This window comes from Bizionia sediminis (genome assembly GCF_042684585.1).
In the GTDB taxonomy this organism is placed as follows: Bacteria; Bacteroidota; Bacteroidia; order Flavobacteriales; family Flavobacteriaceae; genus Algorimicrobium; species Algorimicrobium sediminis.
Genome location: NZ_JBHULS010000001.1, coordinates 352997 through 376608, shown reverse-complemented (window position 1 = coordinate 376608; position 23612 = coordinate 352997). Strand labels below are relative to the sequence as shown.

The window sequence follows — 23612 nt, the reverse complement described above, 5'->3', positions numbered from 1 at the left end:
CTAATTTTGGTTTTCTTCCTCTAAAAGAAGTAGTTCGTGTATCATATCGCTTTCATCCAAATATTGAGCCAACCATTCTTGTTGGGAAAGCCAATTGATATACTCTTTATCAGATTCCCAAATAGCTTCAACATATTCCCCTCTATATTTACCGAAACTAAATTTCGTTCCAGAATCTTGTCCCTCAACTTCAGTATCGAACAATTTGTAATAGGTTTCTAATAAACCTTCTTCTCTACACCTGTAATACAGCCATTGTTTTTTATAGCCTTTGTATTGCCTTCTTTTTTCAAGATATTTTACCATTTCAACATCAGATAAGGCCTTAAATGAATTTCGTTTGGTTTTTGGTTTAAACAACCATCCAAAAGTCATCCCCAAAGTATTTTGAAGTACGTTCAAAAAGAAAATTGCAATTGCTCTCATTTTATTTGCACTAGAGTTTATAACACTCTAATTAGGCTTAATTTACGAAAAAAAACCAAAATTTTGACTTCCAGAAGTAAAGATATATTCTTAATAAAATTTTAACAATTTGTAGGAAACCGTAAGAATTTAAAAAGACATTTCAGTATATTTATAGGCGATTACGCTTAAAATATTAATGTTTAAAAAGCTAATGGGAAATCATTGGCTTTTTTATTGTTTCAAAATAATTATTATGCATATAAGTTCACTATCCATTAGGAATTTTAGAAATTTCTATAAATCAAAATTCATTTTTAAAAAAGGTATAAATACTATTTTAGGAGAAAACGGTTCAGGTAAAACCAATCTCTTTTTTGCTTTACGAGTTTTAATTGATGATAAACTTCCAAGATATATAAGATTTAATGAGTCTGACTTTAACCGAGGTCTGGGTAAATGGGCTGGACATTGGATAATTTTATCGGTTACTTTTGACGAACTGGATGCGAGTGAAGAAGCACAGGTACTGGCAGTACAATCTTCGGGAGATATGGAAGGCAGCAAAAAGACTGGAAGTTACTCGGTGTACTTTAGACCAAAATATCAGTTTAGAAAAGAATTATATGATTATTCACAAACCGCAGGTAAAAGTGTAGCAGGGCTTCAGCTTTTTTTTGATAAACTTACGATTGATGATTATGAAACGTCTTACTTATGCAGAGGCTCTGGAGATTTTAGTGATGACACTACCTATAAAAAGTATGTTGGCGATTTTGATGCTGTTGAATTCCCAAACCCAGATGATAAAGAAGAATTGATTTTTGGAACGTTTCTGCCGAGGGAAATAAGTGTGCACAACGAGGTTTCTTGTACGTTCATTAAAGCACTTCGAGATGTCGAAAGCGACTTACGTTCCTATTCTACTAATCCATTGATTAATTTATTACGAGGAAAGGAAAAAACTATTGAAGTTTCAAAACAAACGGACATCATTGATAGCGTTAACAAACTTAACGACCAAATTAGTTCTCTCAAAGAAGTAAAGGATGTGAAAGATGGAATTGACAAAAGTATTAAGGAAGCTGTGGGTACTACTTACGGCCCTAATATAGATGTCAAATCAGAACTTCCAAATGATATGGAAAAACTACTGCAATCACTCAAACTATGGGTTGGCGACCCAGATGAAGAAGGTTATATGGGTAAAATATGGGAGTTGAGTTTGGGAGGTGCAAATATGATTTACCTATCACTAAAGCTATTGGAGTATGAAAAAATCAGAACGGATAGAATTGCAAATTTTCTTTTAATAGAAGAACCAGAAGCACATATTCATACGCATATTCAAAAAACCCTTTTTGATAATGTGCAAACCAATAAAACACAGGTTATTATTTCAACGCATTCTACTCACATTTCATCTGTAAGCCGAATAAGTTCAGTAAATATTTTAAGCCGAGGAAATATGCAGACTTTGGTATATCAACCATCTAACAATCTTGATGATGATTATATAACAAGAGCCGAAAGGTACTTGGACGCCATAAGAAGCAACTTGCTTTTCGCGAAAGGCGTTGTTTTGGTTGAAGGCGATGCAGAACAGATTCTCATTCCTCAAATGTTTAAAAAAGTCTTTGGAATTTCGCTCGATGAAATTGGGATAAGTCTCGTAAACATTGGAAGTACAGGTTTTAAAAATGTTGCAAGGCTTTTCCATAAGGATAGAATTCAGAAAAACTGTGCCATACTAACTGACTTGGATGCCAGTATTGTCAATTTACCTGCAAATGAAGTTGATGATTCTGCTTATGAAAAACATTGTAGGGCATCGCAAATTAGTGGAGCTGAAAGAAAAAAGGAATTGGATAAATTTTGTGACAAAAACGACTTCTTGATTCCTTTTTACTCTAAATACACCTTTGAAGTTGATTTCCTTTTGAATGGGAATAGCCACGAATACGTACAATCACTTCCTGAAATTTTCAAACAACAAGCAGCTATTGATTCTTCAAAGAAAAAGTTAGAAGAAAAATCAGTTTCGATTGCAGGTGTAGAAGTTTTACGATTGGCTGATAAAAAAGGCAAAGGTTGGCTGGCGTTGGTTGTTGCAGATAATTTAGTTTACAATACTTATATTCCTGAATATATTTTGAAAGCCGTTGCTTTTGCATCTTCGCATTTAAATAATGCCTCTAAAGCTAAAACCGCTAAATACAGGTTACGAAAAATTAGTCGTAGTAAAAATGATAGTTATTACGATGTAGCAACAAAAATTAGTTTTAAGGATAAAGAAGACCAACAGGTTATTGATGACTATATAGCCAACTTTCCTAATGACCAATTTACTAAATTTTTATCGTTTATATGATTTTAGATACTTTAAGCGACCAACAAAAAGATGCCGTTGTTAAAGATGGAAATGTACTTCTTACAGCTTGCCCAGGAAGTGGAAAAACACGAGTGATTATTCATAAACTCGCTTATGCTCTAAAAAATATTGATGTAAACAGTAAACAAAGGATTGTCGCTCTAACTTTTACCGTAAGGGCTTCCGAAGAAATATATCGCAGATTAAACGCAATGGGAATTAATAGTAATCGGGTTTGGTCTGGCACTTTGCATTCATTTTGTCTCGAATGGATTATAAAACCCTATTCCTGTTATTTACCTGAACTTGAAAACGGCTATTTAATTGCCGATGAAACTTATGCCTCGGATATCATAAGTGAACTTAAAGAAATGCATAAGTTAAAACCTATTGACCCGATTAATTTCAGATTCAATAGGGACGGCACATTTGCCGAACCAAAAACAATTCAAAAAAGAGTCCTTAAGGATTATCACGAAAGGCTACAAACAGAGAAGTTAATTGATTTTGAGCTTCTACTATACTATTCATACAAACTCTTAACCAAGCATCCTAAAATAAAAAAAACGTTATCGAACATTTTTAGCCTTATATGTGTTGATGAATATCAAGACACGCAAGATTTGCTTTACGCAATTATTTCGTCGATTGTAACAACTGGGGAAGGTAGCTCAAATCTATTTTTAGTAGGAGATACAGACCAAGCAATTTATGCATCTTTGGGTGGCATTGCCAAAAGTTTGGAAGAAATACAGGAAGAGTTAAACACTTTACCTATTGAGCAACTTACGCTTTCTGGAAATTATAGGTCCACACAAAGAATTATCGACTTTTACTCTATATTCCAGACAAACCCAATTAAAATTGAAGCTATTGGTACTAATAAAGACGTTGATAGTATAATAACGTACAATAACACCATTGACAAAGGATATTTAGTAGATGAAATTGGACGACTTATAGAGCATAGTTTAGATAATGGAATTCCAGAAGATGAAATATGCGTATTGGTTCCGCAATGGTGGTTAATAACTACTATCACAAAACAGTTGAGAGCTAAACTACCAGATGTAAATTTTGATGCTTCAGGTTTAGCACCAATGTCAAAAAATCGAAATAACATTTGGTATAAGTTATCGAGGTTGTTCTTAACGCAGCCACAACCAAAAATATATTCATTGCGATACAAATGGTGTTCTGAAGTAATTGAAAACTTTAAAGAACATACCAATACTGAATTCAGCGAACAATATCAAACAGAGCGAAATGTATTGAAATTGATTAACTCGATAACATCCAATGAAACTGAAGGTATCGATTATCTTAATGATTGTTTTGACCAGTTTTTAGAGGCTGTTGGGATTGACCAAACTATTTACGCACAACTTCTTATAAATAGGAAGACCTTTTTCGATGTAATAAAGAGCCGTCTTGAAGACCCAACGTTTCAAGTTCCAAGTGACATAGCATCATTTATGAGTTTTTATAGAGAAATGTCAGGCGTCGTCATCAATACTTGCGTTGGTGTTAAAGGAGAAGAATTTGAAACCGTTATTGCTTATGGTTTGCTAAATGGGTATATCCCACATTGGAATGACATTTTTACTGGAGACCCTGTTGCCGCTTCAAAAAAACTACTTTATGTTATCTGTTCAAGAGCCAAAACCAATTTACACTTGATATCAGAAACTGGCAGACAAACCAAAAAAGGAAACCCGTTAGAGATTACCCCAGAATTGCAAAATCTTAATTTTGAATTTGATGAAATATAAAAAATGTTGTAATCCATTTGTAACGATTTGAAAAATTAAGGATAGTGTTTTTAGGATAAAATGAAGAAAATAGATTTAGAGAAAAAATCATTAGAAATTCAAAAAATAATCTCTCGTTATACAAAAGAGAGCTTTGTATGTTTTTTTGCTGATTTTATTAGACACCATCCAGAAAGAAGCAATATTGGATTTTCAAAAAAATTCAAGTCAAAATTAAAAGATTCTTTATATCTGATAATGTTAAGACTCTCTACACCATTGGCAGGCAAGGAAGAACTTCATTATTCAGAAAAAAATGATTTAGTACTTCAGCAAGTTGCTGACATTCTTTTAGAGATAGTTAGTTTCTATTTATCAGAAAATTATGAGGGAAATGAATTTGATGAGATTTCTGATAAAAGACAAAAATTACTTGTTCACGAATTAGCATTCAAAAATTACTTTCAAAACGGAATATTAAATTATAGAGAACAAGAGGTAAATAAGGTTATTAGGATGTTTAAACCTTATCAAGATAAAATACAGGAAAGATTAGAAATCGATTTAAAAACCTTAATTAATTTATGCAATCATTCTGAATTAATTTATCGTGCAAAGTCAATAAATTCAAAGTCATTTATTTTAGACAAAGGCTTTGACAAACTGGCTCGACAATCTGCAAATGGATTATTAGCAGAGAATGAGTTTACAGATAAGCTGTTAGAACTTTCGAATGAGACCCAAGAAAGTTTTTTGAATTTTTTTGAGAAACCCCACCAATGTTTACTTTTTGCCAAACAAGATTTTCACCTCTCTTTTGAAGAAAAACATATTGATATTTTCTGTGGCTTATTTTCAATTGATATTAAAGATAATCATAGTAATTTATTTTATTCCCAACAAAATCCTTTAGAAAATAAACCGATTATAAGAATTAGTGATAATCAGTATTTAAACGTATATCAAAAACAATTGCCTTCAGCTCTATATGATTTACTTTATACCACGCTTACTCAAACAAAAAAGGAAAAAGAACAAGTAAATTTCCGTAGAGGAAAAGTTGTTTTGGAAAGCCATACTTTGGATATATTTAAAAAATTCTTCAAAAAATCAAAAAGGATTAAAATTTTCACCAACTATTACATAAACAACGAGCCAGAAGAAAAAGATATATTAATCCTTGTGGATAATAACGCCTATATCATTGAATGTAAGGCTTCAAGATATAGAGAACCACGAAGGGTTACGGAACAAGCATACCAAAGAATTAAATCTGACTTTAACGACTGTATTCAAAAAGGTTATGACCAATGCTATCAGGTTGAACAGGAATTGTTAAACAATGAAAAGGTTATTGTTAGCTTGAAAAATAAATCGGAGGTAATTATCACGAATGAAATTCACGAGATTTTTTGCATTGTAGTTACTTCAGAAAGATTTGCTTCCATACAAACCGATTTAGGATTAATGCTTAAAAGGAAAAATAATGAAGACCCTTACCCTTGGTCAATATATGTCGATGATTTAGAAACTTTTTTGAAAGTGCTTTACAATAGTTTCAGTAATCCATCCAGAAAGATTTTTAACTTTTTGGAGCATAGAGAATTACTACACGGAAGATTAATAACCAATGATGAATTGGATGTATGTGCTATGTTCCTAAAAGACCCAAAGAACTTCAAAGAAATATGTGAAAGTGAATATGTTGTTTTTACTGACCCAACCCTACAAAATTATTTTGACAAGTTATATTTTGACAAAAAACTAAAATTTAGGATTGAGGATTTTTAGTTTTAATTATCTCTTTGAAGATAGTTATAATAATCTTTCTAATGCTTTTTACAATTTCCATAAATATTTCCTTCATAACCCAACATTTAAATAGTTATACAATCCCATTAAAATGGCCAATGCCATTGCTCTTATATTTTTGGGCTTTAAAAAATAATCTGCTTCATCGGTGCTCGAAATAAAGCCCATTTCGATGAGTATAGCAGGGCGAATTTCGATATTTTCACGTAGCACTTGAAAATTTGCGAATCGAACTGCTCGTTTTTTAAAGTCCAATTTCAGAGTGCTTTCTTCCAAAATGGACAATCCCATTCCGATAGATTTCTTTATAAGTACTTCTTCATCGTTGGTATTATGCACGTAAATGTCCATTCCTTTTGCCGATGTGTTAGAGGCATTGCAATGTAACGATACAAACACATCAGCCTTTAAGCTTTCAGCTAATCGACTTCTATCGGATAAAGAAATTAAAGTGTCCATATATCTGGTCGAATACATATCAAACTCGTTATTTAAGAGGGTTTCATTTAGCCTTATAATCTCTTTGGCAATACTTAACGATACATCCTTTTCTTGAATACTATTTGTACCGATTGCACCAGTATCTTTTCCACCGTGTCCAGGGTCGATGATAATGACTTTTTGTTGACCGAAAATCACACAGAATTGTAGCATCAAAATCACAAAACTGACGTTTTTGGGCGTTACCCACTTCCAAAATTTTAGAGTTATCAACATCGCACTTTTCAATTTTCATAAAATTTGATACCAATTCGCATCAAATAAAAACAATTGACATCAAAACTTATTTTATTCACAATTTACTGATTATCAGTTCTTTGTATTGCAATATACACTATTTTTCAAATATCAAAATTGACGTAAAATCTAAATCACTTTGATTATGAAAAAATCACATTATGTAACCATCTTATCATTACTTATTTCAAGTACAACTTTTGCACAAATTGGAGGTATCGAAGATTCCGTAAACGATGTTTCTGATACTATCCGAACCATTTTCCCCATTATTTTGGGCGTTATCTTTTTAATTGGATTCCTATTTAATGCTGGACATTTCTTTGGCGAAAATGCCGATTTAAAAAAAGGGATTACCCGCGTACTGGTCTTTGTATTGATTGCGGGAGCAGTCGTGGGCATCTTTACGTACCTCATTAGCATCGTAGTGTAATGAAACGATTCGAGGTCTATAAAAACATACGCAAGCGAGCCGTGATTATGGGTCTGCCCATATCATTGTTCGCTTTAATGATGACCGTTGTTATCGGTTCATTGCTGTTCATCATCTTTTCGTTCAGCTTTACTGTTATCATTTCAGTATTTCTATTGAACGGTGCACTGTATATCGTATTGACTCACATTACCAAAAACCCTGCATTGATGCACATCAAAAAGGTATTCCCACAAACAATTAGTAACAAAAAAGGAAGTCGTCTGTACTATGAAGAAAATTAACCTATCGGCATATCATCCTATTTTGGATATTCAAGACCATATCGTGTTCGCTAATAACGGCAATGTGGTATTGGGCTATCAAGTGGACAATCCTGAAATCTATTCCCTCGCGGAAAAAGATTTTGAGGATATTCACGGTTCGTGGTTTCAAGCGTTTAAATCATTGCCTATTGCCACGGTTATCCACAAACAGGACATCTATCAGAAAGCTGAATATTTGGCGGAAGAACTTCCGAACAAAAGCTTTTTGCAACGTGCCACACACGATTATTTTAAAGGTCGGGAATTCATTAAACATTCTTCTTACCTATTCTTTATACTTCCGCACAACAAAGCTTTGAACGCACCGAAGTTTACCAACCCATTCCGCAAGGTCGAAAAGGGTATTCATAAGCAAATGGACCATAACGTTCAGGAATTTATTGCTTCTGTTAACGATGCCGTTTCCTTTGTAAATAACAGCCGGAAAGTGTCATTGATACCTTTGGGTATCGATAAAGTCTTGTCATTGACCAATGCTTATTTTAATGGATTCAACGAAGGATTTGATACCGACATTCTATTGAAAAAAGCGAATATTGAAATTGGCGACCATCATTTTGATGTGCTGGCCATCAATAGCGAATTGTGTTATGGCGATGTGGTTCAGAGTAGCAAGACCAATGATAAATTTACTTCGGACGACTTTGTATTCCACCAAGGATTTATTGACGGATTAGGGTTGAATCTCAATGAAAATCATATTGTCAACCAAATCATTTATTTGGATGATAAGCACAAATGGCGAAAGCTGTTGGACAAGAAAATTGAAGAACTCAAAAAGAGTTCCAATTTTGGAACACAGAACAAAGTCATCTTAAAGAAGATTGAAGACATTGTTACCAAAATCAATGAGGACGATAGTTCAAGAATTATTAGGGGTCATCTAAATATTATATTCTGGGATAAAGATGAAGCACAATTAGAAAGAATTGCTTCCAAAATAAAAACCGAATTCAAAGAATTGGATATAGTGCCTTATTATCCAAAAGGCGAAGAACGCAAGCAATATTTCTTAAACTCATATTGCTGTTTTACTTCCAATTTTTCTAATGAGGATTTATACGTAACCGATTTAAAACACGCTCTTTGCCTGTACATTAACAATACCAACTATCAGTCAGATGCCACAGGTGTCATCTTTAATGACAGACAACATAACATTCCTGTACTTAAAGATGTCTGGGATGAAAAGAAGAAACGCATCAAGGCAAGGAACTTTGCCATTTTCGCACCTACTGGAGAGGGAAAATCTTTTTTGGCAAACAATATTCTACGCCAATATTTTGAACAAAATGTTCGATTGGTCATTATTGATTTAGGTGGTTCATATTCAAAATTTGCCAAGCTCTATCCAGACGACCATATCATCCTTCGCTATGAACAGGGAAAAAATTTGGGTATCAATCCATTCTATATCTCTGATGTCAATGATTTGACACCAGAGCGATTGGAAGATTTGGCAATCTTCCTTTTAGAGCTCTTGGCTTCGGGCAAAGCAACGACTAAAGCTGAAGAAGTGGCGGTCAAAAAAGTACTTCGGTACTACTATCTACAAAATGTGGGTGGTACACATTCTTTGGAAAATTTATACCAGTTCGTTGATACAAAAAAAGACACCTTTTTAGAAGAACTACATATTCAAGAGCAACATTTCAACATCTACGATTTTCTGCACATTCTCTCTGAATATGTGGATGATGGCTTGTACAGCTTCCTGTTCAATGTAAGTGAAGACCAGACCTATAAAATTGAGGATAAAAGACTGATTGTTTTTGAACTTGATGAAGTAAAGGACAATAAGGAAATCCTTTCCGTAATGTTGAAGCTGATTAAATCTGCCATTCAAAGAACCATTTGGAGAAATAAAGCCGAGAGGGGAATCATCCTATTCGACGAGTTTGCCAAACAGCTCAAATTTGGAAATGTACTCGAAAGTGTAGAATTCTATTATCAAGCCATTAGAAAACAAAATGGAGCGATTGGGATTATACTGCAATCCATTAACCAATTGCCCAACAATTCCACATCGGCGAGTATTCTTGAAAACACCCAAGTAATTTACAGCCTTCGTAATGAAAAAGGCTATGCCGAATTAAAAAACAGGCTCAACCTTACCAGTCACGATTTAAACCAGTTAAAATCCATTCGTAACAACCTTACAGGAACACGAAAATATACCGAAATGTTCATCAAAATCGGAAAGGAAAGCAACATTTTCCGATTGGAAGTACCGCCCGAAGTCTTTGCTGCTTACCTCACGGATGGCAAAGAAAACGAAGACATTATGAAACATTTTGAAGAACACCAAAATATGGAGAAAGCCATTAAAATATTTATTAATTCTTAAAAATAAAAATTATGAGACACACTATCAGAAATCTAATGTTATCCGCACTATTTGTAGTGCTAATTGGAAGTAAGGCTTCGGCCCAGGGGATGCCTGTGTATGACAACACAAACTTTATCTCTTTTGTAAAATCATTATTGGAATCAGGTAAACAAACCGCCAATTTAATGAAGACGGTAAAATTCCTTAAAACCCAAAAAGAGAATATCGATAAGGTAAACAATGTCATCAAACAACTTCAAGCAGTCAGGGAACTGGCAAGAAACAACCAACGATTGTTTGATGTTGTACAGGATGATTTGAGGGAAATCCTCAATTCCCCTTTTATTAAACCAAATGAAGTTACACGCATTTCAGATTCCTTTGATGCCATCCTTCAGAACTCTATGGCTGGTATGGAATATATCGACCAAATATTGTCCAGCGACAATCTGAAAATGACCGATGCCGAACGTGCCGAAGTCCTTAAAGAAAAAGAGCTGGAATCCAAGGAAATGGTAGCGGAAATTGAGGCAAAAACCAGACGCTATCGAGAGATTATTCAATTTCGAGAAATGCAGTACAAAATCAATAACCGAGAAACCGATTACTAATGTCAGGTATTTTTTTAGGCATAGGGTTAGAGTTTGTGGACACTATTTTTCAAACGATAAAAAATAGTGATTTCTCACAATACACTATTGTAGGAATGAAGACACTCGCCCTCTTGTTTTTTCTCATCAACATCCTAAAAAAGTACAATGAAGGTGTAGCCAATAATGAGGGTTATACGTGGGGATTGACCCCTGCGGAACTGGCCAAAAACTTTGCAATAGTGATTTTAGTCATTTTTTCCACACAGGTATTAAGTGTTTTCGACACCATTTTGGTGGCCATTGAAAACCAATATCGGGACACGGCACCCGCACTTCTTCCTTTACAGATGCAAGATATTGACATCGAACAGGATGTAAGTGCTTGGGATGCCACCAAAAAAGCAATGGCAATGCTTTATGAAGCATTAGTAACACCTTTATACGGCTTAAAAATACTATCCTTTATTGCCGGAATATTTCTCTGGCTATTGGATTTGTTTATTTACCCCTTATTCCTTGCAGAACGATTCTTTTTGCTGGGCATAATGCAAGCCTTTTTCCCTTTGGTCATCAGCTTGGCGGTTTTTGAAAAGTTCAGGTCGTTGGCATACAACTTTTTTAAGCTTTACGCTGGCGTATATATGTTAGTTCCTGCCTTCTTTCTGGTCAATGTTTTCGTGAATAATCTTTATACCGAAATCAATACAAATTTCTGGAGCGACTTATTTGGTACGGATTGGGGGAGTAATTTTTTCGCACCGCTTTTACAGTTAGGGTCTATCGGATTTATTGTATTGCTGAAATTCAAATTATATAAACGAGCGACCTCGTTCACTTTTAAACTCTTTACAGGCTGATAAAGCAATAATAATTTACAGATGAAAACACCATATAAGAATATTTACAACATCTTAAAGCTCAATCGCTTTATAGTATTGACCGTCGTTATTGGAGCTGTGCTCACGTGCGTCATTTCCGTTTTGATGGTCATAAAGCTGCATAAAGAAACAGTTAATAATGCTTTTGTAGTCAATTCGGACGGAAGTGTTATTCCCTTGAAACTGGTATCTCAACAAGAAAATTTAAAAGTAGAAGTCTTGGCACAATTGGAGTTGTTTCACACTTATTTCTATAACATTGATGCCAGCAATTACGAAAAGAACTTGGAGAAAGCCCTTTGGTTGGGTAATAGTTCTGTAGATGCTCTGTACCGACAGAAAAAAGCCGATGGAGTTTATAACCGTTTGTTGCAATACTCGTTGGTTCAAAAAGTATTGAATATCGAATCCAAAGTTGATATTCAAAACGAACCCTACAAGTTTGAAACGAAAACCATTTTTGAAATCAATAGAGGTACTATCACAGATACTTATGAGTTGACCACTATTGGAAATTTGATTCACGTAGATAGAAACTTTCCAAACAATACCCACGGACTGCTAATTACCAACTTTTTTGAAAGCACATTACGAAAATTAGAAAATTATGAAAGTAGAAAAAAATAAAATAGTCTTTGCCATCGTGTTGGTATGCATCCTGCTTTTTATAGGTGGCTATGCAATGCTTATATTGGGCGAGGACGAAGAACCGACCATTGAGAACAACCAGATTCCTGTACCGGAACTGGAAGACGACCAAAAGGAATACGATTCCAAATTGGATGCCCTAAACGACTTAAAGGAAGTTAGGGAAACCAACGCACCCAGCATTTATGATGAACGGCTGTTGGATTCCACAGGCGTATATGACCCTGATTTATTGGACAAGAAAAAAATGCAGATGGTAGATAGCATTTACCAACAAGGGCAGATTCGATATTCAGATAGAACGTTTGAAAATATTAATCCAAGATACTATCCACCAAAACCACCTGTTAAGAAGGAAAAAGACACAACGGATGCTATTGAAGAGCAAGAAACGAACGTGGAAGCCAAAGAACGTGCTTTGGAGCATCAACTCTTTTTTGCTTCGCATCCTATTGAAAATGAGGATTTGAATTCAAAAAATACCGATGATTTCATTTATGTACGAGTAGATGGCACACAAACAGTTAAAACCAATTATCGCTTACAAATGCGGTTGATAAAAGATGCTACCATTTATGGACAACGCTATTCCAAGAATACGCCTATTTATGGATTTGTCAATTTTAAACCCAATCGCACCATCATAGACATTGAGAATATCAATCATCAACCAGTAAAATTGAAAGCCTATGATTTTCAGGATGGTAGCGAAGGCATTTATGTTGAAAACAGTTTTAGAGCAGAAGTTACCAATGAAATTGTTGGCGATATGGTGGACGACATTAATATTACTGGTGTTCCGCAAGTAAGCGGTTTCAAGAAAATATTCCAACGTAACCATAAAAACGTAAAGGTTACGATAACCGATAATTACAAACTCATTTTAAGACTTCCTAAAACAAAATATCAAGGAAAGCCCATAATGGGCAATTAATAAACTCACTCTTATGAAAACATATATCACATTACTGTTATTGATTTGTTCAATGTCAATTTCAGCACAGCAACCCCTTGACACTATTTACGCCAACGACCAGAAAAACGTTGCCCTGTTTTTTCCAAACCCTATTCGACAAGGAATTACAGGAGCTTCCAATTTTGTATTCACCTATAATCGTGAGAAAGAGCAGTATTTCGGTTTGTTACAGGCGAAGCCTGGAACAGAAAGCAACCTATTGACCGTTACAAGTGATGGTCGCGTTTATTCTTATATTTTGAAATATTCTGAAAAACTTCCAGAACTGAATTATTTTATCAATGAAAATGAAAGCATTGGCAGTGAACTTCCGGAAAAGATTAAGCAGAAGCCAGAAGTTAAACCGTTGAACGAATATGCAAATAGAATAACACATTTTCAAAAATTCAGCGAGTATTTATTAAAATCCAACTTTGAGCGTATTGAAACCAAACGCAAAAAAGGAATTAAAGTCCAATTACAAAAAATAGCGTATGATGCTTCTGAAGTGTATTTGGTTATAGAGGTCAAGAACAGGTCTGGAATCGATTTTGAAATTGACTACATTAAAGTTTATAGAACCAACGGAAACAAAAAGCGTAAAGCCTCTTACCAAAGATTACAACAAGAAGTTATTTACAAACACAAAATGCCATATTCCATTACTGATGGAGAAAGTCAATGCTTTGTGTATGTAGTTCCAAAGTTTGTTTTAGGCGACAACGAAAAGTTAATGCTGGAGCTGAAGGAGCTAAAAGGGAGCAGAAAAATGATTTTGGAAACCAAAATTTAAGAGGTGTTTATCACCTCTTTTTTTTGTGATTAAAAAAGTATCTTTGTTATAAATATAACAAATTTATTGACAACTAAAATTAGAATGAATAACGAACAAACCGCAATACGAACAACTTATTTCAGCATAATTGGGAATACTGCTTTAGCCTTAATTAAAGGACTTGCGGGATTTTTTGGAAATTCTTATGCTTTAATTGCAGATGCGATTGAATCGACAACGGATATTTTTGCTTCATTTTTAGTTTTATTAGGTTTTAAATATGCAAAACGACCAGCGGACGAAAATCATCCCTATGGACACGGCAAAATTGAGCCATTAATTACCTTTGGAGTTGTTACATTCCTTGTTGTTTCTGCCACAATAATCGCCTATGAAAGTATTCAAAACATTCAAACACCTCATAAAATCCCGAAATCTTGGACTTTGATTGTGCTAGGTCTAATAATAGCTTGGAAAGAAATCTCATTTCAAATTGTAATTAAAAAAAGTAAACAAACAAATAGTTCATCATTAAAAGCAGATGCTTGGCATCATAGAAGTGATGCCATAACTTCGGTAATGGCCTTTATCGGTATTTCGATAGCAATCATATATGGAAAAGGTTATGAAACAGCAGATGATTGGGCTGCCTTATTCGCTTCTGGATTCATTTTATATAATAGTTATTTAATATTACGTCCAGCTTTAGGAGAAGTTATGGACGAACAACTTTATGACGAACTGATAATTGAAATTAGAGAAAAATCAACAGAAGTTCAAGGTGTTTTAGGAACAGAGAAATGTTTTATTAGAAAATCCGGAATGAAATTCCACGTGGATTTACACGCAATTGTGAATAATGAAATTTCGGTAAAATCTGGTCACGACATTGCTCATAAGTTAAAAGACCATTTACAAAAAGAAATACCGAATTTAGGACACATACTAATTCATATTGAACCGAATTAATAAAAGCAATATATTCATAAAAATTGTCTATTCTGATAAGCAAAGAAAAGTTACTAATCTTTCCTATCCGTTTTAAAACCAATTCGTTCCCTGTTATGCTGTTCAATCTGTACCTTGTCCTTTTGCAGTAAATAATTCAAAGCCTGATGAATGTCCTTAAATTTGATATTCATTTCTTTTTCAAGTTGGGCTATATGTTCTTTAAGGTTGCTATAATCTGTAAGATGCTGCCGTAACGCTACAAATGCACGCATAATAGATATATTTACGTCAATGGCCTTGTCGCTGTTAAGTACGCTAGAAAGCATTGCCACGCCCTGTTCGGTAAAGGCAAACGGAGTGGCAGGACTAAATTTAATGTTCTCTGGAAGGTTGTCACAATTTGTGATAACCTCTTTCCACTCATCTTTTGAAAGCTGAAACATAAAATCATCGGGGAAACGTTTAAGATTACGTCTAACCGCTTGTTTTAGTACTCTAGTTTCTACTTCATAGAGTTCAGCAAGGTCAAAATCAAGAATAACTTTGTTTCCTTGAATATTATGGATTTTATTTTTTATTATAGATAGTTCCATTGTATTTTTAATTAACTGGAATTATGAATTTTGAGAAACCACTTTAGAGATAGATTCATTTTCTATCTCATTGAATTGAGCCCTTAATTTTTGCATATCATCACTTACTTTACGTTCAATGACTTTAGCATAAATTTGGGTTGTAGATATTCGGGAGTGACCCAACAATTTTGAAACCGTCTCAATGGGCATACCATTACTTAATGTAACCGTTGTAGCAAATGTATGTCGGGCAATGTGGAAAGTAAGGTTCTTTTTAATACCACAAACATCAGCAATTTCCTTTAAATAAGAATTTAGTTTTTGATTTGAGATTTTAGGAAATATACTTCCTTGTGATATTGATTTACGGTTGCTCTTGTATTTTTCAACAATTTGCATCGCCTTTGGCAACAAAGGTATTCGTATGGGCTTTGTCGTCTTTTCCCGTTTGTAATAAATCCAAAGTTCGCCATCGATGCCAATACAGATATTATCCGCAGTTAAATGGATGACATCGATATAACTTAAACTGGTATAGCAACTAAAAACAAACAAATCCTTTACCAATTCCAATCTTGGAATGCTAAATTGTTTATTTTCTATCTCTTGAAGCTCTTCGAGACTTAAAAAGCCTCTTTCGTTTTTAATGAATTTAGATTTGAAATTGATAAATGGGTCGCGTTGAATCCAACCCAATTTAAACGATAAATTTATCATCTTTCTAAAACGCTCGATATGCTTCATTACGGTATTGTTGCCCATTGGCTTTTGATGGTCTTCTGGTATGTAGTCCCGGAGATATTTCTCAAACTTTATGATAAAGTGATAATCAAGTTCCCGTAAATAAAGGTCTGTGGTCTTATAGGATTTCGATAAAAATTTGGAGATATAACTCTGTGTAGTGTAATAATTTTTTTGTGTTCCCCACTTTAATTTGTTTACCATATCTTCATTATGGTAATTGATAATATCTGTAATGGAACGATTATTTTCGTCATTACCGAAATATCGAGCCTTAACGACCTGTGCGGTAATCAATTTATGCTCATTCATTAAATCGCGATAACATTTAAACAGATGATTGTAAGTTTCATCTAAATAACTGTTTAGAATTCTTGATTTCTGATTTGTTCCCCGAGCTCTGTTTTTATGGACATCCCAATCAGACACTAAAACTTTTCGTTTTAGACTGATGGTAGCTCGCTTGCCATTTACCGTAATTCTTGCGTAAATAGATGCTTGGTCATTTTTTGCCCTGGAGAAGTCCGCCCAGAACAAAATACTGAAGGTGGTAGATGTTTTCATTATTTCGTCTTTTAGTTAACAATAATTCGTTGTTATCAGACGAAAGTCAAATCACTTATAAAGATACATTTATTTATTGATTAGCAGACCGTTGGTCATAAATCTGGTCAACACTTTTTGAAATTTTAATTTGTTATCCGATTTGTTGACATTTTTAATCAAAACATATCAATTCTTATGATATTCTTAAAAACAGAAAAACCTGAAAATCATACGATTAACAGGTTTTTGTTATAGATTGATACTATAATTTGTCGGGGTGGCAGGATTCGAACCTGCGACCTCCGCGTCCCAAACGCGGCGCGATAACCGGGCTACGCTACACCCCGAAAAGGTTATCTATGCTGTTGTAATTAACAAACTGCAACAACGCTGCAAATATATAGTTTTTCTTTAAAACATCTCATATTATTTCTTAAATTTATTGAAAACTTATAGCCTTCATGAAATCAATTATTTACGTACTTTTTGGGGTAATAATAAGCTCATTAATGGCTTGTGCTCAAAATAAAAACAATACCAACTTGGCGTATACGCATCAAGTAATTGTATCAGGTTTAAAAAACCCATGGGGTTTTGTATTCTTACCAGATAATGCCATGCTAATTACGGAGAAATCAGGTAGTTTAATTCATTTCAAAAATGGAAAAAAAACAACCATTGCGGGACTTCCAGACATTGCCGTATATGGACAGGGCGGTTTAATGGATATCGCACTTCACCCCAATTACAAGAACAACGGTTGGATTTATTTTACATATGCCTCTAGCCAAGGGGATACCAATGGTGTAAATACCGCGCTAGCCCGCGCTCAATTAAAAAATTCAACTTTAGTTAATTTAGAAATTCTATATAAAGCAACACCTAATGTAGATGCTGGTCAGCACTTTGGATCGCGTATTGTAATAGATACCAACAATTACGTGTATTTTTCCATAGGCGACAGGGGCAACAGAGACCTGTTTCCGCAGGACCTTACAACAGACGGTGGTAAAATTTACAGATTGCATGATGATGGTAGCATCCCTAAAAACAATCCATTTTACAATACCTTAAATGCTAAAAAGGCCATTTATTCATTCGGGCATCGCAATCCGCAAGGCATGGCCATCCACCCTGAAACAGGAGAAATTTGGAGTCACGAACACGGCCCAAAAGGTGGCGATGAAATAAATATTATAAAAGCCGGCAAAAACTATGGCTGGCCCAAAGTAACCTTTGGCAAAAATTATTCGGGTACGCCAATAACAAACCAAACACAGGCGCCAGGCATGCGCGCGCCAATTCATTACTGGACGCCATCTATTGCACCCAGTGGTATGGCTTTTGTAACTAGTAGTAAATATCCAGATTGGACGGGCAATGTGCTAGTTGGTTCCTTAAAATTTCAGTACCTTAACAACTGCTTTTTAGATGGAGAAAAACTTATAAAAGAAGAACAATTATTAAACGGATTGGGCCGCATACGCTCGGTTGTGCAAGGTCCAGATGGCTACCTGTATGTGGGTGTGGAAAATTTGGGCATTGTAAAAATAGTTTCCAAATCCTAAAAATTTGTTTTCAGCAACACAACTTTAAATGGTGGAATCACAAATTTACGCTGTAAATAACTAAATTTGTGACCAAATAAAATTTAATTTCATGCTTATTATTGGTATTGCTGGTGGTACTGGCTGTGGTAAAACAACGGTTGTAAATCAAATTCTGGAACAATTACCGGAAGGGGAAGTTGGTGTTATTTCGCAGGATTCGTACTACAAAGACACCACCCATTTATCATACGACGAACGGGTTAAAATAAATTTTGACCACCCCAGATCAATAGATTTCGAATTACTAACCAACCATTTAAAAGCCTTAAAAGAAGGACAGGATATTAACCAGCCTGTATATTCGTTTATAAAACACAATCGCACAGGCGACACCATTTTAACACATCCGCGTGAAGTCATGATTGTTGAGGGAATTCTTATTTTAACTAATCCAGAGCTACGCGATATGTTCGATATTAAAATATTTGTACATGCCGATAGCGACGAACGATTAATAAGACGCCTAAAACGAGATATCTCGGAACGTGGTCGCGATTTAGACGAAGTATTAAGCCGGTACCAAAACACCTTGAAACCAATGCATCAGCAGTTTATAGAACCAATGAAAGCTTATGCCGATATTATTATACCAAATAACAAGTACAATACTGTAGCTGTAGATATTGTAAAATCGATTATTAACGAACGTTTATCTTAAAAACAAACAATGGCCCTATTTAAGCGCAAATTCCTAAAATCGTCCACACACATATTTTTGGTGTTAAGCCTTGGTTTTGTTATTTGGATGCTTTTTTTTGATGCCAACTCATATCTAATTCACAGAGAATTAAATGCTGAAATAGAAGATTTAGAAGCCGAGAAAGCATATTATCAAAACGAAATAATAAAAGATAAAAAAGCCATTAAAGAATTACAAAGCGATTTAGGTGTTGAAAAATTGGCACGCGAAAAATATTACATGAAAAAATCCAATGAAGATATCTTCATTATTGAATATGAAGACAGTATTCCAAAAGAAAAATAACCATGACTAAACCTTTATTTAGTGTATTTCCCGAAGTATCATCGAAGGAGTGGAAACAAAAAATTCAAGCCGATTTAAAAGGTGCAGACTATACAGAAACTTTAATATGGCAGTCCAATGAAGGCATTCATGTTAAACCTTTTTACCACAAAGATTCCCAACATTTTTTAGCCAATCCTGCCATACCAGAAAGTACCTGGCAAATATGTCAAACTATTTATGTACAACAGCTGGAAGTGGCCAATAAAATTGCTGTTTCGGCCATAAAAAATGGTGCTGAAAGTATTAAATTTATTATTCCAGACCCTGAAATTGCGCTTTCTAAATTACTTAAAAACATTAATTTAGAAGAAACTTCATTGTTTTTTGAATTACAGTCATTGTCCGAAAGTTTTACAGAAAGTATCAAGACGCTAAACAAGCCTAAAACCGTATTACTACAACATGATATTATTGGTAATTTAGCACGTAGCGGCAACTGGTTTTCAAGTATGGATGCGGATTACAACACTTTTACCAAACTAGTAAAAACAAGTGAATCTCTAAGTGTAGATGTTGGCTTATACCAAAACGCTGGTGCCAATATGGTGCAACAGCTAGCCTATGCCCTAGCCCATGTTAATGAATACTTTAATTATCTGGACACGCAACTAAGCAGTAAACAAAAACAAGGGCTGCAAGTTGTTTTTCAAATAGCGGTTGGCTCCAACTATTTCTTTGAAATAGCAAAAATTAGGGCCTTACGCCTACTGTTTAAAAGTGTAGCCGATGCATACGGCTATAACAACACCTGCCAAATTTTTGCCACGCCAAGCAAACGCAATAAAACCTTGTACGATTATAATACAAACATGTTACGAACCACAACAGAATGTATGAGTGCCGTTTTAGGAGGTGCCAATACCGTTTGTAACATGCCTTACGATGCTATTTACCACAAAAACAATGAATTTGGCGACAGAATAGCCAGAAACCAATTACTTATTCTTAAACACGAAAGTTATTTTAGTGAGGTAAAAAACCCGGCAGAGGGAAGTTATTACATTGAATCCCTTACCGAACAGTTAGCAGAAAAAGCATTAGAACGCTTTAAAGATATAGAGGCCAACGGAGGCTTTTTAAAACAACTCAAGGAAGGTATTATTCAACGTAAAATAAACGAAAGTGCTTCCAAAGAACAAGCACAGTTTAATTCTGGCGAACTTATTTTGGTAGGCACCAACAAACATCCAAATAGCCAAGATAACATGGCGCATGAATTGGAGTTGTTTCCCTTTGTAAAAAACAATCCAAGAAAAACACTTATCGCACCAATTGTAGAAAAACGTTTGGCAGAGCAAATGGAACAAGCGCGTTTAAACAAAGAACAAGCGCAGTAGCACTCCTATTATAAAGGGCAGTTCTAAAAAACGGAACAAGTATAAAGGTGTAAATTAGAATACAATATTAAATGTGTACCTTATGGCTGCAAAACCATAGGTAATTAAAAAAACAGGAAGAATGAGTCGGAAAGACATGCAACATATTCACATTAAATCGGGTAACAACACAGCACAAAAATCTGCTGTTACAACAAGTAACACAGCCGAGGATATTCCTATAAAATCTATTTACAGTAAAGCAGATGTAACCAATTTAGAACATCTAAATTTTGTAGCCGGTATTACCCCAAATTTACGCGGTCCATACAGTACCATGTATGTACGACGCCCTTGGACGATACGGCAATATGCAGGCTTTTCAACTGCGGAAGATAGCAATGCTTTCTATAAAAGAAATTTAGCTGCAGGGCAAAAAGGACTTTCCGTAGCCTTCGATTTGGCCACACATCGCGGTTACGATTCCGATCATGAACGGGTTGTTGGCGATGTAGGAAAAGCAGGTGTTGCTATTGATTCTGTTGAAGACATGAAAATACTTTTCAACGAAATTCCTTTGGATAAAATGAGCGTTTCCATGACTATGAATGGTGCCGTTTTACCCATTATGGCTTTCTATATTGTGGCCGCCGAAGAACAAGGTGTAAAACCCGCGCAACTAGCAGGAACTATTCAAAATGATATTCTAAAAGAGTTTATGGTGCGTAATACCTATATCTACCCGCCTACACCATCCATGAAAATAATATCGGATATTTTTGAATACACCAGTAAATTTATGCCAAAATTTAATAGCATCAGTATTTCCGGCTACCACATGCAAGAAGCTGGTGCAACCTGCGATATTGAACTAGCTTACACATTAGCTGACGGTTTGGAATATGTAAAAAAAGGACTTGAAGCAGGTATGGATATAGACACCTTTGCTCCTAGACTATCCTTCTTTTGGGCTATTGGTATGAATCATTTTATGGAAATTGCAAAAATGCGTGCAGCGCGTATGCTATGGGCTAAATTAATAAAGCCATTTAACCCTAAAAATGAAAAATCGCTCGCCCTACGAACCCATTGCCAAACATCTGGATGGAGCTTAACAGAACAAGACCCCTTTAACAATGTAGCCCGAACAACCATTGAGGCAGCAGCTGCCGCCTTTGGTGGTACACAAAGTTTACATACCAATGCCTTGGATGAAGCCATTGCTTTGCCAACAGATTTCTCGGCGCGTATTGCCAGAAATACACAAATTTACTTACAGGAGGAAACGCATATTACAAAAACAGTAGACCCCTGGGCAGGAAGCTATTACGTAGAAAAGTTAACCCATGACATTGCTCACAAAGCATGGCAACTCATTGAAGAAGTAGAAACTTTAGGAGGCATGACAAAAGCTATTGAAGCCGGAATTCCTAAACTACGTATTGAAGAAGCGGCGGCTAGAAAACAAGCCCGAATAGACTCTGGTCAGGATATCATTGTAGGCGTAAACAAATACGTACTTGCCGAAGAAGCACCAATAACCACTTTGGAAGTAGACAACCAAACTGTTAGAAACTCGCAAATACAACGCTTAAAAAACATTAAGGCCACACGCAACAACCAAAATGTTACAAAAGCACTTCATAATTTAACCCATGCAGCTAAAAATAATTCTGAAAATTTATTAGCTTTAGCTGTTGAAGCGGCAAGAGAACGCGCCACATTGGGCGAAATTAGCAATGCTCTAGAAAGCGCATTTGGCCGTTATAAAGCACAAATAAAATCATTCTCTGGTGTGTATAGTAAAGAAATTAAAAATGATGCATCGTTTGCCAAAGCAAAAGATTTAGCCGACAAATTTGCCGAGCAGGACGGCAGACGCCCGCGTATTATGATTGCCAAAATGGGGCAAGATGGTCACGACCGTGGCGCCAAAGTAGTAGCTACAGGTTATGCGGATGTAGGCTTTGATGTGGATATTGGCCCCCTATTCCAAACACCACAAGAAGCCGCTAAACAAGCTGTAGAAAACGATGTACATGTATTAGGTGTGTCCTCTTTAGCCGCAGGACATAAAACTTTGGTTCCACAAGTAATTGATGCTTTAAAAGCTTACGGTCGCGAGGACATAATGGTTATTGTTGGTGGTGTAATTCCAAAACAAGACTACCAATACTTATTTGACGCAGGAGCTGTTGCAGTATTTGGTCCAGGTACTAAAATTAGCGACGCTGCTATTAAAATTTTAGACATTTTATTAGCCTAAAACACACCTAGCAAAACATAAATTAATAAACATATTTTTAATTCGGATAAGTTTGTCTGAATTAAAAATATGTTTTATATTTGTACTTTAAATTAACACTATGTTTTCCAAAGCTTGCGAATACGGTATCAAGGCTTCTATTTTTATTGCTTTAAGTTCACACGAAGGAAAACGTGTAAGCCTAAAAGAAATAGCTAACGAAATAGATTCGCCTGTAGCCTTTACAGCAAAAATATTACAAGACTTGGTACGCCATAACATTATAAATTCGGTTAAAGGCGCGCATGGTGGTTTTGAAATTGATCCCCAAAAAACAAACAGCATTAAGTTAAAATACATAGTGAGTGCCATAGACGGCGATGGCATTTATAACGGCTGCGGGTTAGGTCTTCACACGTGTAATGAAAACCATCCGTGTGCGGTTCACGATAAATTTAAACACATACGTAACGAATTAAAAAATATGTTAGAAACAACCAGTTTAGAAGAATTAGCTCTGGATATTCAGTCTGGTGTTTCTTTTTTGAAAATTTAAACCTAAAAAAATTTATTTATAAATAGGATAA

21 protein-coding genes and 1 tRNA gene are annotated in these 23612 nt (G+C 35.1%); 17 read left to right on the top strand and 5 right to left on the bottom strand.

Annotated features, from left to right (window positions below):
* Entirely contained in the window at positions 1-426 is a 426-nt protein-coding gene (locus ACFSQP_RS01615; protein WP_027126737.1) for an exodeoxyribonuclease X C-terminal domain-containing protein, read from the bottom strand.
* A 235-nt stretch (positions 427-661) separates the two neighbouring features.
* On the opposite strand from ACFSQP_RS01615, the gene ACFSQP_RS01610 reads away from it, so the two are divergent.
* The 3 genes from ACFSQP_RS01610 to ACFSQP_RS01600 are packed head-to-tail and all read left to right on the top strand — an operon-like array spanning position 662 to position 6318.
* Positions 662-2776: an ATP-dependent nuclease gene (locus ACFSQP_RS01610; protein ID WP_027126736.1), complete on the top strand. Its 2115-nt coding sequence runs from the start codon at positions 662-664 to the stop codon at positions 2774-2776.
* Complete coding sequence (locus ACFSQP_RS01605) at positions 2773-4548, top strand: UvrD-helicase domain-containing protein (protein ID WP_376891293.1); 1776 nt, start codon at positions 2773-2775, stop codon at positions 4546-4548. Before ACFSQP_RS01610 ends, ACFSQP_RS01605 begins: the two co-directional genes overlap by 4 nt.
* A gap of 60 nt (positions 4549-4608) precedes the next feature.
* Entirely contained in the window at positions 4609-6318 is a 1710-nt protein-coding gene (locus tag ACFSQP_RS01600) for a hypothetical protein (RefSeq protein ID WP_027126734.1), read from the top strand.
* A gap of 72 nt (positions 6319-6390) precedes the next feature.
* Here ACFSQP_RS01600 and ACFSQP_RS01595 read toward each other — a convergent pair whose 3' ends face one another.
* Entirely contained in the window at positions 6391-7056 is a 666-nt protein-coding gene (locus ACFSQP_RS01595; protein ID WP_035479736.1) for an N-acetylmuramoyl-L-alanine amidase family protein, read from the bottom strand.
* Positions 7057-7222: 166 nt separating this feature from the next.
* Between ACFSQP_RS01595 and ACFSQP_RS01590 the strand changes: the two genes are divergently transcribed.
* From ACFSQP_RS01590 to ACFSQP_RS01555, 8 genes are all read left to right on the top strand, one after another.
* A complete protein-coding gene (locus ACFSQP_RS01590) occupies positions 7223-7510 on the top strand; it encodes a hypothetical protein (RefSeq protein ID WP_025743366.1) in 288 nt (95 codons plus the stop codon).
* Positions 7511-7780: 270 nt separating this feature from the next.
* Complete coding sequence (locus ACFSQP_RS01585) at positions 7781-10183, top strand: TraG family conjugative transposon ATPase (protein ID WP_025743365.1); 2403 nt, start codon at positions 7781-7783, stop codon at positions 10181-10183.
* A gap of 35 nt (positions 10184-10218) precedes the next feature.
* Positions 10219-10776, top strand: coding sequence for a conjugal transfer protein (locus ACFSQP_RS01580; RefSeq protein ID WP_339917541.1), 558 nt, complete (start codon positions 10219-10221; stop codon positions 10774-10776).
* A complete protein-coding gene (locus ACFSQP_RS01575) occupies positions 10776-11615 on the top strand; it encodes a hypothetical protein (protein WP_034230060.1) in 840 nt (279 codons plus the stop codon). Before ACFSQP_RS01580 ends, ACFSQP_RS01575 begins: the two co-directional genes overlap by 1 nt.
* 21 nt (positions 11616-11636) lie before the next feature.
* Positions 11637-12263 carry a conjugal transfer protein TraK gene (locus tag ACFSQP_RS01570; protein WP_025743362.1) on the top strand — a complete coding sequence of 209 codons (627 nt, stop codon included), beginning with the start codon at positions 11637-11639 and terminating at the stop codon, positions 12261-12263.
* Entirely contained in the window at positions 12244-13218 is a 975-nt protein-coding gene (gene traM, locus ACFSQP_RS01565; RefSeq protein ID WP_025743361.1) for a conjugative transposon protein TraM, read from the top strand. The genes ACFSQP_RS01570 and traM overlap by 20 nt, the downstream gene beginning before the upstream one ends.
* 13 nt (positions 13219-13231) lie before the next feature.
* On the top strand, positions 13232-14032 hold the full coding sequence (locus ACFSQP_RS01560; protein WP_027126729.1) for a DUF4138 domain-containing protein: 801 nt from the start codon (positions 13232-13234) through the stop codon (positions 14030-14032).
* Between the two features lie 84 nt (positions 14033-14116).
* Positions 14117-14983 (top strand): cation diffusion facilitator family transporter, encoded by an 867-nt coding sequence (locus tag ACFSQP_RS01555; RefSeq protein WP_025743359.1) that lies wholly within the window; start codon positions 14117-14119, stop codon positions 14981-14983.
* A 53-nt stretch (positions 14984-15036) separates the two neighbouring features.
* On the opposite strand, the gene ACFSQP_RS01550 is transcribed toward ACFSQP_RS01555, so the two are convergent.
* From ACFSQP_RS01550 to ACFSQP_RS01540, 3 genes are all read right to left on the bottom strand, one after another.
* Positions 15037-15558, bottom strand: a complete 522-nt coding sequence (locus ACFSQP_RS01550; RefSeq protein WP_025743358.1) for an ORF6N domain-containing protein — start codon at positions 15556-15558, stop codon at positions 15037-15039.
* A gap of 21 nt (positions 15559-15579) precedes the next feature.
* On the bottom strand, positions 15580-16845 hold the full coding sequence (locus tag ACFSQP_RS01545) for a site-specific integrase (protein WP_025743357.1): 1266 nt from the start codon (positions 16843-16845) through the stop codon (positions 15580-15582).
* 254 nt (positions 16846-17099) lie between these two features.
* Positions 17100-17174 (bottom strand) — tRNA-Pro (locus tag ACFSQP_RS01540).
* Positions 17175-17288: 114 nt separating this feature from the next.
* Between ACFSQP_RS01540 and ACFSQP_RS01535 the strand changes: the two genes are divergently transcribed.
* The 6 genes from ACFSQP_RS01535 to ACFSQP_RS01510 all read left to right on the top strand — a co-directional run bounded on the left by ACFSQP_RS01535 (position 17289) and on the right by ACFSQP_RS01510 (position 23581).
* Positions 17289-18395 (top strand): PQQ-dependent sugar dehydrogenase, encoded by a 1107-nt coding sequence (locus ACFSQP_RS01535; RefSeq protein ID WP_376891287.1) that lies wholly within the window; start codon positions 17289-17291, stop codon positions 18393-18395.
* 91 nt (positions 18396-18486) lie between these two features.
* Positions 18487-19095, top strand: a complete 609-nt coding sequence (udk, locus tag ACFSQP_RS01530) for a uridine kinase (protein WP_376891285.1) — start codon at positions 18487-18489, stop codon at positions 19093-19095.
* Positions 19096-19104: 9 nt separating this feature from the next.
* Positions 19105-19422, top strand: a complete 318-nt coding sequence (locus ACFSQP_RS01525) for an FtsB family cell division protein (RefSeq protein ID WP_376891283.1) — start codon at positions 19105-19107, stop codon at positions 19420-19422.
* Between the two features lie 2 nt (positions 19423-19424).
* A complete protein-coding gene (locus tag ACFSQP_RS01520) occupies positions 19425-20801 on the top strand; it encodes a methylmalonyl-CoA mutase subunit beta (RefSeq protein ID WP_376891282.1) in 1377 nt (458 codons plus the stop codon).
* Between the two features lie 121 nt (positions 20802-20922).
* Positions 20923-23046, top strand: coding sequence for a methylmalonyl-CoA mutase (gene scpA, locus ACFSQP_RS01515; protein ID WP_376891280.1), 2124 nt, complete (start codon positions 20923-20925; stop codon positions 23044-23046).
* A gap of 100 nt (positions 23047-23146) precedes the next feature.
* Positions 23147-23581, top strand: a complete 435-nt coding sequence (locus ACFSQP_RS01510; protein WP_376891278.1) for an RrF2 family transcriptional regulator — start codon at positions 23147-23149, stop codon at positions 23579-23581.
* Positions 23582-23612 lie beyond the last annotated feature (31 nt).

Bases quoted from the DNA above. Each gene is read 5' to 3' on its own strand.
- ACFSQP_RS01615 (WP_027126737.1), bottom strand. From the start codon at position 426: ATGAGAGCAATTGCAATTTTCTTTTTGAACGTACTTCAAAATACTTTG.
- ACFSQP_RS01610 (WP_027126736.1), top strand. From the start codon at position 662: ATGCATATAAGTTCACTATCCATTAGGAATTTTAGAAATTTCTATAAA.
- ACFSQP_RS01605 (WP_376891293.1), top strand. From the start codon at position 2,773: ATGATTTTAGATACTTTAAGCGACCAACAAAAAGATGCCGTTGTTAAA.
- ACFSQP_RS01600 (WP_027126734.1), top strand. From the start codon at position 4,609: ATGAAGAAAATAGATTTAGAGAAAAAATCATTAGAAATTCAAAAAATA.
- ACFSQP_RS01595 (WP_035479736.1), bottom strand. From the start codon at position 7,056: ATGTTGATAACTCTAAAATTTTGGAAGTGGGTAACGCCCAAAAACGTC.
- ACFSQP_RS01590 (WP_025743366.1), top strand. From the start codon at position 7,223: ATGAAAAAATCACATTATGTAACCATCTTATCATTACTTATTTCAAGT.
- ACFSQP_RS01585 (WP_025743365.1), top strand. From the start codon at position 7,781: ATGAAGAAAATTAACCTATCGGCATATCATCCTATTTTGGATATTCAA.
- ACFSQP_RS01580 (WP_339917541.1), top strand. From the start codon at position 10,219: ATGTTATCCGCACTATTTGTAGTGCTAATTGGAAGTAAGGCTTCGGCC.
- ACFSQP_RS01575 (WP_034230060.1), top strand. From the start codon at position 10,776: ATGTCAGGTATTTTTTTAGGCATAGGGTTAGAGTTTGTGGACACTATT.
- ACFSQP_RS01570 (WP_025743362.1), top strand. From the start codon at position 11,637: ATGAAAACACCATATAAGAATATTTACAACATCTTAAAGCTCAATCGC.
- traM (WP_025743361.1), top strand. From the start codon at position 12,244: ATGAAAGTAGAAAAAAATAAAATAGTCTTTGCCATCGTGTTGGTATGC.
- ACFSQP_RS01560 (WP_027126729.1), top strand. From the start codon at position 13,232: ATGAAAACATATATCACATTACTGTTATTGATTTGTTCAATGTCAATT.
- ACFSQP_RS01555 (WP_025743359.1), top strand. From the start codon at position 14,117: ATGAATAACGAACAAACCGCAATACGAACAACTTATTTCAGCATAATT.
- ACFSQP_RS01550 (WP_025743358.1), bottom strand. From the start codon at position 15,558: ATGGAACTATCTATAATAAAAAATAAAATCCATAATATTCAAGGAAAC.
- ACFSQP_RS01545 (WP_025743357.1), bottom strand. From the start codon at position 16,845: ATGAAAACATCTACCACCTTCAGTATTTTGTTCTGGGCGGACTTCTCC.
- ACFSQP_RS01535 (WP_376891287.1), top strand. From the start codon at position 17,289: ATGAAATCAATTATTTACGTACTTTTTGGGGTAATAATAAGCTCATTA.
- udk (WP_376891285.1), top strand. From the start codon at position 18,487: ATGCTTATTATTGGTATTGCTGGTGGTACTGGCTGTGGTAAAACAACG.
- ACFSQP_RS01525 (WP_376891283.1), top strand. From the start codon at position 19,105: ATGGCCCTATTTAAGCGCAAATTCCTAAAATCGTCCACACACATATTT.
- ACFSQP_RS01520 (WP_376891282.1), top strand. From the start codon at position 19,425: ATGACTAAACCTTTATTTAGTGTATTTCCCGAAGTATCATCGAAGGAG.
- scpA (WP_376891280.1), top strand. From the start codon at position 20,923: ATGAGTCGGAAAGACATGCAACATATTCACATTAAATCGGGTAACAAC.
- ACFSQP_RS01510 (WP_376891278.1), top strand. From the start codon at position 23,147: ATGTTTTCCAAAGCTTGCGAATACGGTATCAAGGCTTCTATTTTTATT.